This is a genomic window from Nocardia sp. CA-135398, from assembly GCF_050955845.1.
Taxonomy (GTDB): domain Bacteria; phylum Actinomycetota; class Actinomycetes; order Mycobacteriales; family Mycobacteriaceae; genus Nocardia.
On record NZ_CP192084.1, the window covers coordinates 2,721,807 to 2,739,934 of the forward strand.

General features: G+C 66.4%; 17 protein-coding genes. 14 read left to right on the top strand and 3 right to left on the bottom strand.

Going from position 1 to position 18,128, the window contains the following annotated elements; translation table 11 throughout:
• Positions 1-17 precede the first annotated feature (17 nt).
• Positions 18-1,418 (top strand): pentapeptide repeat-containing protein, encoded by a 1,401-nt coding sequence (locus ACQP1T_RS12105; RefSeq protein ID WP_433760026.1) that lies wholly within the window; start codon positions 18-20, stop codon positions 1,416-1,418.
• Between the two features lie 3 nt (positions 1,419-1,421).
• Here the strand turns inward: ACQP1T_RS12105 and ACQP1T_RS12110 are convergent, their stop codons facing one another.
• Complete coding sequence (locus ACQP1T_RS12110; protein WP_433762165.1) at positions 1,422-1,817, bottom strand: VOC family protein; 396 nt, start codon at positions 1,815-1,817, stop codon at positions 1,422-1,424.
• A gap of 168 nt (positions 1,818-1,985) precedes the next feature.
• Here ACQP1T_RS12110 and ACQP1T_RS12115 point away from each other — a divergent pair, with 168 nt between their 5' ends.
• The gene (locus tag ACQP1T_RS12115; RefSeq protein ID WP_433760027.1) at positions 1,986-3,092 is read left to right on the top strand and encodes a zinc-binding dehydrogenase; all 1,107 of its coding nucleotides are present in this window, start codon (positions 1,986-1,988) and stop codon (positions 3,090-3,092) included.
• Between the two features lie 220 nt (positions 3,093-3,312).
• On the opposite strand, the gene ACQP1T_RS12120 is transcribed toward ACQP1T_RS12115, so the two are convergent.
• The gene (locus tag ACQP1T_RS12120; protein ID WP_433760028.1) at positions 3,313-3,774 is read right to left on the bottom strand and encodes a MarR family winged helix-turn-helix transcriptional regulator; all 462 of its coding nucleotides are present in this window, start codon (positions 3,772-3,774) and stop codon (positions 3,313-3,315) included.
• A gap of 59 nt (positions 3,775-3,833) precedes the next feature.
• On the opposite strand from ACQP1T_RS12120, the gene ACQP1T_RS12125 reads away from it, so the two are divergent.
• From ACQP1T_RS12125 to ACQP1T_RS12160, 8 genes are all read left to right on the top strand, one after another.
• On the top strand, positions 3,834-4,244 hold the full coding sequence (locus ACQP1T_RS12125; RefSeq protein WP_433760029.1) for a MarR family winged helix-turn-helix transcriptional regulator: 411 nt from the start codon (positions 3,834-3,836) through the stop codon (positions 4,242-4,244).
• A gap of 90 nt (positions 4,245-4,334) precedes the next feature.
• Complete coding sequence (dapB, locus tag ACQP1T_RS12130; RefSeq protein ID WP_433760030.1) at positions 4,335-5,081, top strand: 4-hydroxy-tetrahydrodipicolinate reductase; 747 nt, start codon at positions 4,335-4,337, stop codon at positions 5,079-5,081.
• Positions 5,078-5,596, top strand: coding sequence for a hypothetical protein (locus tag ACQP1T_RS12135; protein WP_433760033.1), 519 nt, complete (start codon positions 5,078-5,080; stop codon positions 5,594-5,596). Before dapB ends, ACQP1T_RS12135 begins: the two co-directional genes overlap by 4 nt.
• A 355-nt stretch (positions 5,597-5,951) precedes the next feature.
• Positions 5,952-6,404 (top strand): flavodoxin family protein, encoded by a 453-nt coding sequence (locus ACQP1T_RS12140; RefSeq protein ID WP_433762167.1) that lies wholly within the window; start codon positions 5,952-5,954, stop codon positions 6,402-6,404.
• 119 nt (positions 6,405-6,523) lie between these two features.
• Entirely contained in the window at positions 6,524-7,207 is a 684-nt protein-coding gene (locus ACQP1T_RS12145) for a response regulator transcription factor (protein WP_433762169.1), read from the top strand.
• A 66-nt stretch (positions 7,208-7,273) separates the two neighbouring features.
• The gene (locus tag ACQP1T_RS12150) at positions 7,274-8,560 is read left to right on the top strand and encodes an ATP-binding protein (protein ID WP_433760035.1); all 1,287 of its coding nucleotides are present in this window, start codon (positions 7,274-7,276) and stop codon (positions 8,558-8,560) included.
• Positions 8,553-9,566: a hypothetical protein gene (locus tag ACQP1T_RS12155; protein WP_433760036.1), complete on the top strand. Its 1,014-nt coding sequence runs from the start codon at positions 8,553-8,555 to the stop codon at positions 9,564-9,566. The genes ACQP1T_RS12150 and ACQP1T_RS12155 overlap by 8 nt, the downstream gene beginning before the upstream one ends.
• A gap of 86 nt (positions 9,567-9,652) precedes the next feature.
• A complete protein-coding gene (locus tag ACQP1T_RS12160) occupies positions 9,653-10,852 on the top strand; it encodes a winged helix-turn-helix domain-containing protein (protein ID WP_433760037.1) in 1,200 nt (399 codons plus the stop codon).
• Positions 10,853-10,905: 53 nt separating this feature from the next.
• On the opposite strand, the gene ACQP1T_RS12165 is transcribed toward ACQP1T_RS12160, so the two are convergent.
• Positions 10,906-11,355 (bottom strand): toxin-antitoxin system HicB family antitoxin, encoded by a 450-nt coding sequence (locus tag ACQP1T_RS12165; protein ID WP_433760038.1) that lies wholly within the window; start codon positions 11,353-11,355, stop codon positions 10,906-10,908.
• Between the two features lie 147 nt (positions 11,356-11,502).
• Here ACQP1T_RS12165 and dapA point away from each other — a divergent pair, with 147 nt between their 5' ends.
• From dapA to ACQP1T_RS12185, 4 genes are all read left to right on the top strand, one after another.
• Positions 11,503-12,411 carry a 4-hydroxy-tetrahydrodipicolinate synthase gene (gene dapA, locus ACQP1T_RS12170; RefSeq protein WP_433760039.1) on the top strand — a complete coding sequence of 303 codons (909 nt, stop codon included), beginning with the start codon at positions 11,503-11,505 and terminating at the stop codon, positions 12,409-12,411.
• Between the two features lie 67 nt (positions 12,412-12,478).
• On the top strand, positions 12,479-14,458 hold the full coding sequence (locus tag ACQP1T_RS12175) for a ribonuclease J (protein ID WP_433760040.1): 1,980 nt from the start codon (positions 12,479-12,481) through the stop codon (positions 14,456-14,458).
• A 187-nt stretch (positions 14,459-14,645) separates the two neighbouring features.
• Positions 14,646-15,272, top strand: a complete 627-nt coding sequence (locus ACQP1T_RS12180; RefSeq protein WP_433760041.1) for a TIGR03085 family metal-binding protein — start codon at positions 14,646-14,648, stop codon at positions 15,270-15,272.
• Positions 15,273-15,498: 226 nt separating this feature from the next.
• Positions 15,499-18,087 carry a DNA translocase FtsK gene (locus tag ACQP1T_RS12185; RefSeq protein WP_433760042.1) on the top strand — a complete coding sequence of 863 codons (2,589 nt, stop codon included), beginning with the start codon at positions 15,499-15,501 and terminating at the stop codon, positions 18,085-18,087.
• Positions 18,088-18,128: the final 41 nt, after the last annotated feature.

Sequence of the window (18,128 nt, forward strand, 5' to 3'; positions counted from 1 at the left end):
CCGGCTACCATGCGGTGATGCGATGGGGGCGGTTGGGCGACCGACTACACCGCGCGGCACTGTTGCTCGCGGTGTTGGGCGCGGTTGTCGGTGGATTGGTGATTGCCGGGCTGACCTGGTGGTTGTTGTGGTGGCTTTTGGGTGCGACGGCCGAGACGCCGAATCAGTTGGACCTCACCAAGATCGCGCTGTCGGTGGCCGCCGGGGTTGGCGGTGCAGTCGCGCTGGTGGTGGCGTATCGGCGGCAGCGGGATCTGGAGCGCGGCCGGTTCGCGGAGTTGTTCGGGGCCGCGGCGCGGCAGTTGGGGGATGCGGATCCGGCTGTTCGCATCGCCGGGGTGTATGCGATGGCAGGGGTGGCCGATGAGTTTTCCGCGCCGAGTCGAAGACAGCAGTGCATCGACGTGCTGTGTGGATATCTGCAGCTGCCGTACGAACCGGCCGATGGCGCGAATCATCTTGTCTCGCGGGCCGAATCGGCGGAGGAAGCCGGGATGAAGGTCGAGCGGGTGTACGAATTCCGGCGCAATGACCGGGAGGTGCGCCGCGCCATCGTCCGCCTGATCGCCCAACATCTGCGACCATCCGCGGATATCCGCTGGTCGGCGTGCAACCTGACGTTCAACGGCGCGGTGCTGGAGAAGGTCGATTTCCGGGACGCGGTGTTCTCGGGGCGGCATACCTCGTTCGCGGGCGCGACGTTCATCGGGCCAGCGACATTCGAGCGTGTGCGGTTCGACGGCCACCATGTCACCTTCCGGGACGCGACCTTCCGGGACGGCCCGGCGCTGTTCGACCACGCGAAGTTCGATACCAGCCGTATCGAAAAGCACGAACCGGCAGGTAATGGCACCACTTTCGCCGATGCCACATTCGAGAGTGGCGTGTCGTTCGAGAGCGCTTGTTTCCAAGGCCCGCGCACCAACTTCAGCGGCGCCCGCTTCCTCGGTGCACGGACCTCATTCCAGGACACGAAGTTCCGGGCGGAGCTGACCCTGTTCGAGCGCGCCGTCTTCGATGGCGACCACATTGCCTTCGACCGCACCGAATTCAACAGTGCCCGAGTCGTATTCAGCGGTACGCAGTTCTACGCCACGCTCACCGCCTTCGACGAGGCGAAGATCGGCGCGCAGAACCGACTACGCAACCGAGGAACTCGCGAAACGGATTTCTCGCAGGCCGAGTTTCACGGCGGCGTCAGATTCCCGCGGACGGTGCTCGGCGGACGCACGGTCGACTTCACCGAGGGCGACTTCTTCGGCGATATCTCGTTCCTCGGCACGCGTTTCGCCGCCAACGAAATCCATTTCGATCGGCCGAGGGCCTGGGTGGGCACGCATTTCGACTGGGATGACGCGCCCACCCGCAAACCAACGAGCGTCAAGCCGAATCCATGGCCGCCGACCGCCGCAGTGTAGCGGTTACGTCGGCCAACCACCGTAGGGGACGGTGATCAGTTCCATGAAGTGACCACTGGGGTCGAGGAAATAGACGCCGCGACCGCCATCATTGTGGTTGATCTCGTTGACGCCCTGTTGGCGGGGGTCGGCCCAATGCTCCAGTTTGTAGCGCTGGATCTTGGCGTAGGCCGCGTCGAACTCGGCGTCGGAGATCAGGAATGCGTAGTGCTGGGGCTGGATTTCGGTGATGTGCGGTGGCACGTTCGCGAAGTCGAAGGTGACTCCATTGCCCGTTGGCAACGGGATGAACGGACCCCATTCCTTTCCTAGTTCCAAACCCAGGATGTCCGACCAGAATTCGGCGGACACCCGATTGTCGCGACAGCCGACAATGGTGTGGTTGAACTGTACTGGCAGGGGATTTCTCCTTGTGTCGTGACGGTCCCGACCCCGGGCTCGGTACAAGGCGGCCTACGGGAGCACCGTCACGGGCGTCGAGGTTAGCCAATCGCGCTCCATGGTGCCACCCCTGAGTGATGTGGGCCATCTTGCTCTGTCTGTGACGCTGCGCGGTAGCGTCGTGGAATGAAGATTCGAGGGGCGGTCCTGGAGCGGATCGCGGCGCCCACTCCGTTCGCCGAGTCGGCGCCGATCACCGTCTGTGAGCTGGACCTGGGGGAGCCCGGTCCGGGTGAGCTGCTGGTGCGGATCGAGGCCGCCGGGTTGTGTCATTCCGACCTGTCGGTGGTGGACGGAAACCGGGTGCGACCGGTGCCGATGCTGCTCGGGCACGAGGCGGCGGGCATCGTCGAGGCGATCGGGCCCGGTGACAGTGACGTGGCGGTGGGGCAGCGCGTGGTGATGACCTTCCTGCCGCGCTGTGGGGAGTGCGCGGGCTGTGCCAGTGACGGGCGCACGCCATGCGGACCGGGCAGTGTTGCCAATAATGCGGGTGAGCTATTGAACGGTGGGCGACGGCTGCATCGCGAGGGTGCGGACGTGCACCATCATCTCGGCGTGTCCGCCTTCGCAACACACGCCGTCGTCGATCGCCGATCGGTAGTTCCGGTCGATCCCGATGTGCCGCCGGAGGTTGCCGCGGTACTGGGCTGCGCGGTGCTCACCGGTGGTGGTGCGCTGCTCAACTCCGCGAAACCCGGTGCGGCCGACCGGATCATGGTGGTCGGGCTCGGTGGTGTCGGCATGGCGGCGGTGCTCGTCGCGGTGTCGCTCGGCGAGCACGAAGTGATCGCTGTCGATACCGTGCCGGAAAAGCTGGCTCTCGCAAAGGAACTCGGTGCGAGCGCCGCGTACACACCGGCCGAACTGGCGGAACAGGGCATCCAGGCGGATGTCGTGGTCGAGGCCGCGGGCAATGTTCGTGCCTTCGAAACCGCCATCGCCGCAACGGGACCCGGTGGTACGACGGTCACCGTCGGGCTTCCTGCCCCCGACGCGCGCGCGAGCATTTCGCCCCTCGCGTTGGTTGCTCAGGGCCGCACCATCGTCGGCAGCTACCTCGGCTCGGCAGTGCCCTCTCGGGATATTCCGGAGTACGTCCGCATGTGGCGCGAAGGGCGGCTGCCGGTCGAAAAGCTGGTGTCCTCGCATGTCGGGTTGGAGGAAATCAACCGCGCTATGGACGAACTCGCTGCCGGGCACGCGTTGCGGCAGGTGATCGTGTTCGAGTAGGTCGTCCGCCTTCGTGACTGAGGTGGAGGCGTTCTGCACTGAGTGCGGTGGACCTGCGTAGCGGGCCGGTGTGCGGTGGACCTGCGTAGCGGGCCGGTGTGCGGCCGTTCGCCGCGGCGCTTTTGGCATGCCACTGCGCGCTGTGCTCGGAACGGTACCTCGCAATCGAAAGCATCTGGCGGGTGCACTGTGTGACCGCCTCGAGACGCGCAAGTTGGTCTCAGTGCTCAGCCACCTCGCCTCGGGTACGGGGGCTTTCGTCGAGTGCGTCGACGAATCGTGCGAGGAGACGGGCGAATTCGGTGCGTTCGCGGTCCGTCCAGTCGGACATCGCGGCCGCCATGGCGGCGCGACGGCCGTCGCGTGCTGTGGTGACGGCGGCGCGTCCGGCGGGAGTGAGTCGTAGGACGGCGCGCCTGCCGTCCTGCTGATCCGCCACCCGCTCCAGGTGACCGGATGAAACCGCCTGGGCGACAAGGCGACTCGCGCGCGGTTGATCGACGCCAAGTGCCGCTGCCAGGGTTCCGACGGTGTCCGCATTCGCACCGGCCACCGCGTCCAGCACTCGGAACACCGAGATCGGCACCGGCGAATCCTTGCCGAGTGCCCCGCGGGTCTGCCGCCGCCGGATTCGCACCATCGCAGCCTCGACGGCCGCGGCCACCGTGTCGCGCTCTTCCATCCGCTCCACTTTCATGTCATATTACATGTAGTTGTAATTCTACATGCTTTGGAGGAACGATGGCAGCACAGCGCCCGATCGGCTACTGGCTCAAGGAACTCGACCGCCGGATCGACGCCCGCTTCGAGGACGATCTGGCCGCGTCCGGTCTGACTCGTCGCCACTGGCAGATCCTCAACTCACTCGCCGAAGGTCCCCGCTCCGCCGCCGATATCCGCGACGGCCTCGCCCCGTTCTGGAACGACGCTTCGGAGTGGGGCATCCAACTCGCACAGCTGGTGGATCGCGGTGACATCACCGATGATTCGGGCACTCTCGCCCTCACCGAGGCGGGCCGTATCACCCACCACCAAGCCTTCGCCCTGATCGGCAAGCGCCGCCGCGCCATGCTCGACGGGATCACCGACGACGAGTACGTCGAGGCCGTTCGCCTGCTGGAGAAGATGGCCGAGAATATGGCTGGCGCGTGACCGCGTGCTGCCGATCACCGGAGGTCAGCGGACCGGGAGGGGAGTGGGGTCGATAGGCTGGCGGAGTCGTTGGTGGAATTAGGAGGTGCGGTGACCATTCGGGTCGGAGTGCTCGGTGCGCGGGGGAAAGTCGGTCAGGCGATCTGTGCGGCGGTGCAGGCGGCCGACGATCTGGAGTTGGTCGCGACCGTCGACAAGGACGATTCGCTCGAGTCGTTCACCGAATCGGGCACCCAGGTGGTCGTCGACTTCACCAATCCCGATGTGGTGATGGGGAATCTGAAGTTCCTGGTGGAACGCGGAATTCACGCGGTCGTCGGGACCACCGGATTCGATGAGGCCCGACTGGACGAAGTGCGCGGCTGGTTGGCAGGGCGGCCGGAGACCGGTGTCCTCATCGCCCCGAACTTCGCCATCGGCGCGGTGCTGTCGATGCGATTCGCCGAGCAGGCGGCGCGATTCTTCGATTCGGTCGAGGTCATCGAACTGCATCACCCGAACAAGGTCGACGCGCCCTCGGGCACCGCATATCGGACCGCGGGCCTGATCGCCGCCGCACGGGACAAGGCCGGAGTCGGCCGCAGCCCCGACGCCACCACCCAGGAACTCGAGGGCGCGCGCGGCGCCGACGTCGATGGCGTGCGGGTGCATTCGGTGCGCCTGGCCGGACTCGTCGCGCATCAGGAAGTGCTCTTCGGCACCCAGGGCGAAACCCTCACCATCCGGCACGATTCCATCGACCGCTCGTCCTTCGCCCCCGGCGTACTGCTCGGCGTCCGCGAGATCGCCGATCGCCCCGGCCTGACGGTCGGGCTCGACCCGTTCCTGGATCTGTGACACAGGAACCGGTCCAGCCGGAAGACCAGGGCTCGGACACCGACGCACGCGGCACCGACGTCCGCAAGGTCGTCGCATTCATCGCGGCGCTGGTCGTCGTGCTCGGCTTCTACTTCCTGCTGCTCGGCCGCATCGCGCTCAGCCTCATCGGTTCCGGCGACCTCGCCGCCGTCGTCATCGGCATCGGCGTCCTGATCCTGCCGCTGCTCGGCGTCTGGATAATCGTCGCCACCCTCCGCGCCGCCCTGGCCCACCAACACCTCGCCCGCCGCATCCACGATGAGGGCCTCGAACTCGACACCTCGAACCTCCCCCGCCGCCCCTCCGGCCGCATCGAACGCGCCGCCGCAGACGAACTCTTCAACAAGGTCAAACAGGAATGGGAGGCCGACCCAGACAACTGGCGCGTCTCCTACCGCCTAGCCCGCGCCTACGACTACGCGGGCGACCGCACCCGAGCCCGCGAAACCATGCGCCGCGCAGTAGCCCTGGAAAAACTAGACCACACCCCCTAACCTTCGCCCGCACCCCGAATCCGGTCGATCGAACGACCCTCGAAAGGCCCTGAAAACAGCCCTCGAGCGACATACCCCCCGCGCAAAAGACCCCCAACATAGAACAGTCCCCGGTAGTCTCCATCGAATCCATGAGTCTCAGTCGTCGCTGACAACTCCGGATATTCGACTGGCTTGCCGGGGGCCTGGCCAGATCCTTGAAAGCGTCTCCGATGTCTTTGGACGTCTCCGCCGACTCTTCGGCGCTTTCCGGTTTTCTGGTGTAAACCTTTATTTTCCTCCTATTTTGTCGCTAGTCAATAGCCGGGGACCCTTGGAATCACTCGATTTCGAGGGCGGCAGTACGCTGCTGGATGTGCCTCGGCTGCTGATCATTCATCACACTCCGTCACCACATATGCAGGCCATGTTCGAGGCGGTTGTCTCGGGGGCGACGGATCCGGAGATCGAAGGGGTGCAGGTCGAGCGCAGGGCAGCACTGGCGGTCACCGCGAGCGATGTGTTGGCCGCCGATGGTTATCTGCTCGGTAGCCCGGCGAATCTGGGTTATATGTCCGGCGCGCTCAAGCATGCGTTCGACACCTTCTACTACCCGTGCTTCGACTCGACGCGCGGTCGGCCGTTCGGCTTCTATCTGCACGGCAATGAGGGCACCGAGGGGGCCGAGCGCGGCGTGCGCAGCGTGACCACCGGACTCGGCTGGGAGCAGGTCGCCGCGCCGGTCATCGTGATGGGAGCGCCCGGTAAAGCGGAGATCCAGCAGTGCTGGGAGCTCGGCGCGACCGTCGCGGCGCAGCTCATGGGGTAATGCGCCGTCCCCCGAATTTTGGTGTCTGACTGGTATCCGGTGAGTCCGGGCATACTACGAGGCGACGTTGTAGCGGCGGGGATGTGGACGAGTTTGCTCGGGAACGGAGTATCGAGGTGATGTGGGCCGAAGGGGGCGAAACAGCACCGCGCCGGATCGGGCTGGTCGAAGACCACGAATCGGTGGCGATCGGACTTGCTGCGATGCTGGCGCCGGAACCCGATCTCGATCTGGTGCTGACCGCGGGGACCGTACCGGAACTGCTTGCGGCGTCAGCGAATAGCGCCCCGCTGGATCTGGTTGTTCTCGATCTGCGACTGGCCGACGGCTCCGCGCCCGAAGACAATGTGCGCGCGCTGCGCAATCGCGGTGTCGAGGTCCTCGTATTCACCGGCGCGGATAACGCATTCCTGGTGCGCGCGGCCGCGAAGGCCGGAGTGCTCGGCGTGGTGCGCAAATCCGAGGATGTGCCGACGGTAGTCGCGGCGGTGCGCCGTGCGGCCTCCGGTGAGCAGGTGGTGACCACCGACTGGGCTGCCGCCATCGATGGTGACCCGCAACTGTCCGATGTCGGTTTGAGTCCGCGCCAGGAAGAGGTGCTCACCCTTTATGCCTCCGGTGAGAAGGCTTCCCGCGTCGCGCGGCTGACCGGTCTGTCCGAACAGACTGTCAACGACTATCTGGGGCGTATCCGGCAGAAGTACGCCGATGCGGGTCGTCCGGCGCCCACCAAGACCGATCTCTACAAGCGGGCGGTGGAGGACGGATGGCTACCGGTTCCCGAGCGGCATCCCAGGGCATGAGCGAGCGTCCATGAACACAGCCGCAATCGCGGGCGTATCGGAGCCGAGCGCCAGTGAGGCGCGGGTATGACCGCGTCCAGCGCGCTGGACACCTCTACAACCACTGCGAGTTCCGTCGACCCGTTCCGGGTGAGTCGATGGCGTCGTGGGCGGATCGCGGTGTCCAGGGACAAGATTGTCGAAGCGGCCTCGGACCGGATTCTGCGCCGCATGGGGCTGGCCGTCGGAATCGCCGGTGTAATCGTCGCGATCGTCGAGCTTCCCGACATCGCCGACCAGGCCAAATTCGTCTCCGGCCCGTGGGTGAGCCTGGTGGTCGGCGTGGCGCTCGGCTGGTTCCCGGTGCTCGCGGTCGTCTCGTTCACCATGGGCCGCAGGGCGATTCGCGTGGTGGCAGGGGCGGCCGCGGTGAGTTATCTTGCGGCGCTCGCGACCATCCCGTTCATCTATGCCGTGCCGTTGACCGACACCACTTCGGTGTGGATGTATCGAGTCCTCGCACTCGGCGTGCTTGCGGCAGTATTGGCTTGGCGTCCCGCGGTGGCCACCGGCTATCTGCTGGTCGCCGCGGCAACGGCGACGGTGGGGAACCGGTATGCGGTGCCCAGTACGACGGTCTGGTCCCTGATCGGCGATTTCGCCAGGGCCGCTGGCCTGTGCGCACTATTCCTGTGGTGCTGCATCTTCGCGCTCGCGGCGGCAGCGCGGGTGGACCGGGAATCGGTGATCGCGAGCCGACGCGCGGCCGCCGTGGCCGGTGCCGCGGCCCGGGATCGCGAGCGCGCGCGCTTCGCCGCACTGATCCACGATGCGGTGCTCTCGACCCTGCTCGACGCCTCGCGCGCGGGTGCCGAATCGCCGGTGCTGCGCCGTCAGGCCGAACGCACGTTGGAGCAACTCGACGAATGTCGCGGCACCAATACCGAACCCGACCGACTGGACGCGCAATCGGCGATCGGCTTCCTGCGCTCGGCGATCCACGAGGTGAATCCCGGCATCCGATTCACCGCGCGCCGCTGGGCCGGACTCGATGACCTGCGCCTTCCCGTGCATGCGGCGGGCACCATCGCCGCCGCCCTTGCCGAGGCGGCGCGAAATAGTCTGCGTCACGCCACCGTTGCGGGCCGCACTGTGCAGCGCACCGTCACGGTGACGATCAGTGCGGGTGGTATCCGGGTCGTATTCCGTGATGACGGCGCGGGTTTCGATCTGGACCGGGTGCCCGCCGATCGGCTCGGGGTCTCGGTCAGCATCCTCGGGCGGATGCGTCAGTTGGCCGGCGGCGCCGGATTCGTGGAATCCCAACCGGGGGAGGGAACCACGGTGACCTTGGTCTGGGGTGGCGATGGCTGATACCGATAACGAATTCGGCCTGCGCGATCTGCTCGGGCTGCGGGACCGCTCGGCCTGGCTCTTCCTGGTCATCTTCGAGGCCACGATCCTGCTGTACATGGTGCGCAATTTCGCCGAATCGCCGCTGCTTCTGGCCGTGACCGCGCTGGTGTTGGTGGCCGGTGCCGGAGTGCTGGTTCTGGTGATTCCGGTCGATCCGCTGCCGCTGCCCGCCGCCATCGCGGTGGCCGCGGCCGGTCCGATCGCGGCGGCGTTGACCACCGTCGGTATCGACCACGGCATGTCCAAGCAGGTCTGGACCGCATTCGCTTCGTCCTATGTGCTCGCGGTGTTGGTGGTGCGTGGCCGGTTGGGCGTGGCCTGGTGCGGTGTCGCGGGCATCGCGGCGGTGATCGCGGTGGTCGGTGCGACGAATGGGCTGCGGGTGGTGGTCGGATCCATCGTGCCGATCGCCACGGTGGCCGGGGTTTCCATCGGCGCGGCGGTGATGCGGCCGATGCAGCGCTCGCTGCGGCTGCTGCGCGAGGAGGCGACCATGCGTGCGGCCGCCGAGGCGACCATGGCCGCGCAGAACGGCGAGCGGGATCGGCAACTGGCCCGGCTCGACAAGGTGGCCCGGCCGATTCTGGAACGCATTGCCGAAGGCGCCGAACTCACCGCGGCCGAACGCGAAGAGTGCAGGCTGCTGGAGGCCGAACTCCGCGATGGTCTGCGCGCACCGCAATTGGTGACCGACGAGTTGAGCAGTGCCGCACGTGGTGCGCGCTCGCGCGGGGTCGAGGTGGTGCTGCTCGACGACGGCGGATTCGCTGGTGTACCGAAATGGGTGCGCCAGCAGGTGATCGAATCGGCGACCAGGGAATTGGACGCGGCCAATGCCGGTTCGGTGACCGTGCGGGTATTGCCGATGGGTCGACGGGTGCTGGCCACGGTCCTCGCGAACGCACCCGAGCGGGATCGGCGGACCGAGATCGACACCGCAGGCGAGGTCTCGGTCTCGACGTAATCCGTCGTACCGTTTCCCGCACCCACTTCGGCAGGGAGTTGCATGCACTCCCGAATCTGTCGTACCCCCATGGCATTGTCGTGCGCATGCGGACGATGAGTGCGGCCGCGGCGCGTCGGACGGCGCTGGCCGCGCAGGGTTTCGGGCGACGCAAACCGGCCACGCCGACCCGGCGGACGATCCTCGATGTGCTCGGCAGAACCCAACTGCTGCAACTGGATTCGGTATCGGCGGTGGTGCGCGCACACTATGCGCCGGTCTTCAGCCGGATCGGCGGTTACGACCGGACGGTGCTGGACGAGGCTGCCTGGAGCAATGGTGTGCGACGCCCGCGGCGACTGGTCGAATACTGGGCACATGAGGCCGCGCTGATCCCGGTCGAGGACTGGCCGCTCATGCGCTGGCGGATGCGGAAATACGAACACGGGCGCTGGAGCGGCATGCGCCGGGTGACCGAACGCAACCCCACCCTCGGCAAGGACATTCTCGACGTCATCACCGAGGTCGGCGCGTCCACCGCCGGTGAGGTGGAACGCCATCTCGAGCTGGACAAGCCGCGCCCCAAGGGTTCGTGGTGGAATCTCAGCGATACCAAGATGATCTGTGAGGCGCTCTTCGCCGCGGGTGCGCTCTCGGTCGACAAGCGAGTCGGATTCACCCGCCACTACGACCTGGCCGAGCGGGTGATCCCATCGGAGATCTTGGCGCGCAACGTATCCGAGACGGAGGCGGTGCGGGAATTGGTCCTGCGCGCGGGCACCGCACTCGGCGTCGCGACCGAGACCGACCTGCGCGACTATTACCGCCTGCACCGCTCACAAACCGAACCGGCCATCGCGGAGTTGGTCGATGCCGGGGAGCTGGAACCGGTCGACGTGGCGGGCTGGGGTAAACCCGCCTATCTGCGCACCGGCGCCTCGACGCCGCGCCGGATCGAGGGTGCTGCCCTGCTGTGCCCTTTCGATCCGCTCATCTTCTTCCGAACCCGCACCGAGCGGATCTTCGACTTCCACTACCGGATCGAGATCTACACGCCGGAACCCAAACGGGTGCACGGGTATTACGTATTTCCGTTCCTCCTGAACGGACAACTGGTCGGCCGTGTCGACCTGCGTGCCGAGCGCGCGTCGGGCAGGCTGCTGGTGCCGAGTGCGTTCGCAGAGCCGGGCCACCGCACACCGGAAACCGCTGCGGCACTGGCGGATGCGCTCCGCGAGATGGCGGACTGGCTGGAACTGGACGAGGTGGTCATCGGCGAACGCGGCGATCTCGCGCCGCTACTGTGAACTTCTCGCTAACTTCCGGAGGTGTCCTCGTCGCTGCTCTGGGGCGCTTCTCTTCAAATGTCGCGCTTGGGACCTCCGTAGCCGCGCATCTGGTCGCGCAGTGCGCCGCTGACGGCATTCGAGAGCCAGGAGTTCAAGGAGACTCCGCTGGCGGCGGCGGCTTCCTCGGCCTTGGCCTTCAACTGCTCGACCATCCGCAGGGTGACTCGGCTGATATCGCCGGTCATCTCCTCGATCGTCGGATGCTCGCTTTCCGCCGCCGGATTCTTGCGGACGTCAACGGTGGCGTCGGTGCCATCCACCGAGACGTGAACCGTGCGGTCGCCGAGCTCGGTGCTGACCTCCGCTGCGAGGTCAGATAACGCCGCGAGCAGCGCCAATCGCGCCGAACTCTCGGTCGCCGCGGCCAAGGCGGCGGCGGTGGCCTGGGTCTTTTCATCGCCGAGTGCGGCGGCCGCGATCAGATCCTCGCGTAGCCGGGCGGTGTATTTGTTCAAATCCATGACATCAGTGTGACGCCATATCTGATGTCATTCAAGGGCGGATTTGACATCATGATCGAATACTGGGGGGTGAATCACTCGCCGTGGCAGGCCGTTCGGCGATGAGGGTGTCGAGGCTATTCCCGGGAGCGGGTAGCCTTTCTGACCATGACGAACGGTGAATCGACGCCTAGGGAGCTGCGCGCGTCCGGCGCAGTTGGTGTCGCGATGGTGACCCCCTTCGGTGCCGACGGCAAGCTCAATGTCGATGCCGGGGTCGCGCTCGCGGCTCGCCTGGTCGACCGCGGCGTCGATTTGCTGGCGATTTCCGGTACCACCGGGGAATCTCCCACCACCACCGAATCGGAGAAGGCGGATCTGCTGCGCGCCGTCGTCGACGCCGTCGGCGCGCGCGCCACCGTCATCGCGGGCGCGGGCACCTATGACACCGCGCATTCGATCGAGCTCGCTCGCAATGCCCAGCGCGCGGGCGCGCACGGCCTGCTCGTGGTGACCCCGTACTACTCCCGGCCCACCCAGGACGGCCTGATCGCGCATTTCACCGCCGTCGCCGACGCCACCGACCTGCCGGTCACCCTGTACGACATTCCGCCGCGCTCGGTGGTTCCCATTGCCAGCGACACCATTCGCAAACTCGCCGAACATCCGCGCATCGTCGCGGTCAAGGATGCCAAGGGTGATCTGAACGCGGGTGCCGATCTCATCGCGAATACCGATCTGGTCTTCTACTCCGGTGACGACGCGCTGAACCTGCCGTGGCTCTCGGTCGGCGCGACCGGATTCATCAGTGTCATCGGACATCTCGTGCCCGAGCGGCTGCGCGCCCTGCTCGATGCCTACACCGCCGGTGACGTGGTGCGCGCCCGCGAGATCAATGCGGGCCTGCTGCCGTTGAATGCCGCGATGTCGCGACTGGGCGGCGTCGCGATGAGCAAGGGTGGGCTGCGTCTGCTCGGGGTGGATGCCGGTGAACCGCGTCTGCCGCAATTGATGCCGACCACCGAACAACTCGATGCCCTCGCCGCCGATCTCCGGCTGGCAGGGGTGCTTTCATGAGGAGTGAGCGAATCAGAATCACCACATTGTCAGACATGATCGAACCGACCAGTAATGAGGTGCAGTCATGACTGAAGCAGCAGGCCGTCGCCCCCGCCGGAGCGCGAGCCGGGCCGCGGGCGCACCCGAACCCCCCGCGCAGCGCCCACCGGTCGGCACCGAAAGGCCCGATCAGGCAGCGCAATCCGACGTCGGTGACCTATCGCAGTCCGAGACCGCGTCCAGACAGACCGCGCCGGAGCAGGCCCCCGCGAAAAAGGCCGCGCTGAAGGCCCCGGCCGAGCAGCCCCGCCGACCGGCCCGCGGCCGTCAGCAGCGCGGACGTGGACGCGGTGAGCAACCCGTTTCGGCTCCCGTCGAGCGGGCAACAGCCGACCGTCTCGGTACCCCGCCGAAGCTGCCCAAGAACGGTCTGCGCGTCTTCGCGCTCGGCGGCATCGGGGAAATCGGCCGCAATATGACTGTTTTCGAATACGGCGGCAAACTGCTCATCGTCGACTGCGGCGTACTTTTCCCGGAGGACCAGCAGCCTGGTGTCGACCTGATCCTGCCCGACTTCCGGCCCATCGAGGACCGGATGGACGATGTCGAAGCCATCGTGCTCACCCACGGCCACGAGGATCACATCGGCGCGGTGCCGTTCTTGCTGCGCCTGCGCGCCGATATCCCGGTCGTCGGTTCGAAATTCACCCTCGCGCTGGTGGCCGCGAAATGCCGCGAGCACCGGCAGCGTCCCAAGCTGGTCGAGGTGGTCGAGGGCCAGCACACCACGCACGGCCCGTTCGGCTGCGAATACTTCGCGGTCAACCACTCGATTCCCGATGCCATCGCCGTGGCCATCCGCACGCCCGCCGGTGTCGTCCTGCACACCGGCGATATCAAACTCGATCAGCTGCCCCTGGACGGTCGCCTCACCGACCTGGCCGGATTCTCCCGCCTCGGTGACGAGGGCGTCGATCTGTTCCTGGTGGATTCCACCAATGCCGAGGTGCCGGGTTTCGTCACGCCGGAACGCGAAATCGGCGGCGTACTGGATACGGTGATCGGCAAGGCCAGGCACCGGGTGATCGTCGCCTCGTTCGCCAGCCATGTGCATCGCATTCAGCAGGTGGTCGATGTCGCCCAGAAGTACGGGCGGCGAGTATGTTTCGTCGGTCGCTCGATGGTGCGCAATATGGAGATCGCGCAGGAGTTGGGCTATCTGACGGTGCCCGACGGCGTGGTCGTCGATCTCGATGTCGCCGCGACTCTGCCGGGCGATCGGCTGGTGCTCATCTCGACCGGCTCGCAGGGCGAACCGCTCTCGGCGCTGTCGCGGATGGCGCGCGGTGAACACCGCCAGATCAATATCCGCGCCGACGATCTCGTGGTGCTGGCCTCCTCGCTGATCCCGGGCAATGAGAATTCGGTATTCGCGGTGGTCAACGGTCTGTCGCGGCTCGGCGCCACGGTGATCACCCAGCAGAATGCGAAGGTGCACGTCTCCGGACACGCCTCTGCGGGTGAATTGCTCTACCTGTACAACGCCGTGCGGCCCACCAATGCCATGCCGGTGCACGGCGAATGGCGGCATCTGCGCGCCAATGCCGCGCTGGCCGTGGCGACCGGTGTGGCCGAGGATCGGGTGGTGCTCGCCGAGGACGGCGTCGTGGTGGACCTGGTCGACGGGATCGCCTCGATCGTGGGGCGCGTGCCGGTCGGGCATGTGTATGTCGACGGACTCTCGGTCGGCGATGTGGGTGAATCGACGCTCTCGGATCGACTGGTGCTCGGCGAGGGCGGATTCATCTCGATCACCCTCGCGGTCGACTCGACCACGGGTAAGGCGGTCAGCACACCCGAGGTGAGTGGGCGCGGGTTCTCCGATGATCCGACCGCACTCGTCGACGCCGCGGAACTCGTCGAAATCGAACTGCTGCGGCTGGCCGGTGAGGGGGTGACCGATACCCACCGGATCGCACAGAGTGTGCGGCGGGTGGTCGGTCGCTGGGTGGCCGAGACCTACCGCCGCCGCCCGATGATCGTGCCGACGGTCATCGGCGTCTGACACGTACCGGAAACCGCCGGAAGCCGTTGCTATCCGGCGGTTTTCGCGTGTCCGTGGCTACTGCCGAATAGCTGTAGTGCGAGGTGGACAGCGGTACGTCGACGGTGCCCTGGCCTGAGTTCCCGATTTCGGTGCGCCCATCGGAGTCGGACTGCCGCGCCGACACCGCATCCGATATGTTCAGCAGATGAGCATGGCGCAACGGGAACGTCGGGCACTGGTGGACACAATGTTCGCCGCGGGGCCGGACGCGCCCACGCTGTGTGGCGGCTGGACGGTGCGAGATCTGGCCGCGCACTTGGTAGTTCGGGAGCGCCGCCCGGACGCGTCGCCCGGCATCATGCTGAAACCGTTCGCCGGATATCTGGAGTCGGTGCAGGCCAAGGCGGCGCGGCAGCCCTTTCCGGAACTGCTGGCCGATGTGCGGTCCGGACCGCCGTGGTGGTCTCCGCTCAAACCGCTCGATGCCGTCGTCAATCTGACCGAGATGTTCGTCCATCACGAGGATGTGCGCCGTGCGGAACCCGGCTGGGAGCCGCGTGACCTGCCCGCCGCCGATGAGGACAAGCTGTGGTCGGCGCTGCGTCGCATGGGGCGGATGGCCTATCGCAAAGCGCCGGTCACCGTCGAATTGGCCACGCCCGACGGCAGGCGTGCCGTGGTGCATACGAAGCCAGGAACCGCGCGGGTGACGCTGACCGGCAAGCCATCGGAACTGCTGCTGCACGCCTTCGGGCGCGATGCGGTCCGGATCGAAACCGCGGGTGATCCGGCGGATGTGCAGGCCGTCCTCGCGGTGGATCGCTCTTTGTGATCGAGGCCGACACGCCAAGAGCGACCGATTTTCGCGACGACTGACTTCGTACGCACGTCGGTAGCCCATCGGGTACGCCCAAAAGCCGCCTAGCTCTTACTTCCGGTCCGGCCAGGTACTTCGGTGGCACTCACGCCCGGCGAAATACCCGGGGAGGCGGGCGAGGGACGTGCGATACCTGTGTGGTTGATGGTCTGGATGGGGCGTTTGCGGCTAGCCTGAGTCCATGGCAGGTAAGTCCCGCAGCTCCACGACCACTCGTGCGCGGGCGGGATCGGCCCGGGGGAGGACCACTGCGGCATCTCGTTCGGGCCAGGCTCGCACCACCGCGCAACGCCGCTCGCCCGCACCGCGCGCCCGCACCACACCGGCGCGCCGCCCGGTCCGGCGCAGGTCGAATACCGCACCGCTCGCGGTGTTCAGCCGTGGGATCAGCAGCGGCTGGAATATGCTCGCGCGCGGTCTCGGCGCCACCACCAGGGCGGTGAGTCGGGCGGGCGAAATCGAACACGGCCATCGTCGCGACGGCATCGCACTGGCCCTCATCGCCGTCAGCGCGGTGATCGCGGCGGCGGTATGGCTCTCGGCGGGCGGACCGATCGGGCACTGGGTCGAGGAGGCGATTCGCGCGGTCTCCGGATCGGCTTCGGCCGGATTGCCGTTCGTGGCCACCGGAATCGCCATTGTCCTGATGCGGACCGAGGCACGTCCGGAGATCAGGCCGCGGCTGGTGCTCGGCGGATTGCTGATCGGATTGCCGGTCCTCGGTCTGTGGCATGTCGCGGCCGGATCGCCGACCGATGCGCACGGCCGTTCGCGCGCAGCGGGTTTCGTCGGTTTCGTGGTCGGCGGACCGCTCACCGACGGACTCACCGCCTGGCTTTCGGTGCCGATTCTGTTGCTGGCCATCATTTTCGGTGTGCTGCTGGTAACCGGAACCACCGTGCGTGAGGTACCGCAACGATTGCGCGAATACTTCGGCACCGGCAGCGGCGGCGACGAATACGGTGACTACGACGGCGATTCCGATTTCGATCCGGCCAACTACGACGCGGATGGATTCCCGCTGCATCGCAATGCCAAGTCGAAGCGGCGCGGTCGCACGCCCGAGGAGAACTACCCGCCCGACGAATTCGGCGGCTCCGATGCGGTGACCGAGATCATCGGTGAACCGCCGTTGCGCGATGCGAAACCGATTGCGGCAGAGGCGGCGCCCGAAGAAAAGCCCAAGCCGAAGAAGCGTGCCCCGATCAAGGTCGAGGACCAGACCCCGCCGCCGCCGAAGCAGCTGGAGTTCATCACCGACCGCGAGGTCGAGGGTGATTACACGCTCCCGCCGCTGACGCTGCTCACCGACGGCGATCCGCCCAAGAAGCGCAGTGCCGCCAATGAATCGATGATCGAGGCGATCACCGAGGTGCTGGTGCAGTTCAAGATCGACGCGGCGGTCACCGGTTTCGTGCGCGGCCCGACGGTCACCCGCTACGAGGTGGAACTCGGTCCAGGTGTGAAGGTCGAGAAGATCACCGCGCTGGCCCGCAATATCGCCTATGCCGTCGCCACCGAGAATGTTCGGCTGCTCGCCCCGATTCCGGGCAAGTCCGCCGTCGGCATCGAGGTGCCCAACGCCGATCGCGAACTGGTGCGCCTGGCCGATGTGCTCAAGGCGCCTTCGACCCGAAATGACCACCACCCATTGGTGATCGGCCTCGGTAAGAATATCGAGGGCGATTTCGTCTCGGCGAATCTCGCGAAAATGCCGCATCTGCTGGTCGCGGGTTCCACCGGTTCCGGTAAGTCGAGCTTCGTGAACTCGATGCTGGTATCGCTGCTGTCGCGCTCGACTCCGGATGAGGTCCGGATGATCCTCATCGACCCCAAGATGGTGGAACTCACCCCCTACGAGGGCATTCCGCACCTCATCACCCCCATCATCACCCAGCCGAAGAAGGCCGCCGCCGCGCTGGCCTGGCTGGTGGAGGAGATGGAACAGCGCTACCAGGACATGCAGGCCAATAAGGTGCGCCACATCGACGACTTCAACAAGAAGGTCAAGTCGGGTGCCATTACCGCACCGCTGGGCAGCGAACGGGTCTACCGGCCCTATCCGTACATCCTCGCCATTGTCGACGAGCTCGCCGACCTGATGATGACCGCGCCCCGCGATGTCGAGGACGCGATCGTGCGCATCACCCAGAAGGCCCGCGCCGCGGGCATTCACCTGGTGCTCGCGACGCAGCGACCCTCGGTGGACGTGGTCACCGGTCTGATCAAGACCAATGTGCCGTCCCGATTGGCCTTCGCCACTTCATCATTGACGGATTCGCGGGTCATCCTGGATCAGCCGGGTGCGGAGAAGCTGATCGGTATGGGTGACGGACTGTTCCTGCCGATGGGTGCGAACAAGCCGACCCGGCTGCAGGGTGCGTTCATCTCCGATGAGGAGATCCACGCGGTCGTCGACTTCACCAAGAACCAGGCCGAACCGGAGTACCAGGAGGGCGTCACCGCCGCCAAGGCCGGTGAGAAGAAGGATGTCGACCCAGATATCGGTGACGATTTGGACGTCTTCGTCCAGGCCGTGGAACTGGTCGTCACTTCACAATTCGGCTCGACCTCGATGCTGCAGCGCAAGCTGCGCGTCGGCTTCGCCAAGGCTGGTCGCCTGATGGATCTGATGGAAACCCGCGGCGTGGTCGGCCCCAGTGAGGGGTCGAAGGCGCGTGATGTGCTGGTCAAGCCCGATGAGCTCGAGGGTCTGCTGTGGACGATCCGCGGCGGCGGGGACGCGGAGCCGGATAACCCGGAGCAGTGAAAATGCCTCGGCCGCAGCTATTCTCACCGCCGGTGGGCGGC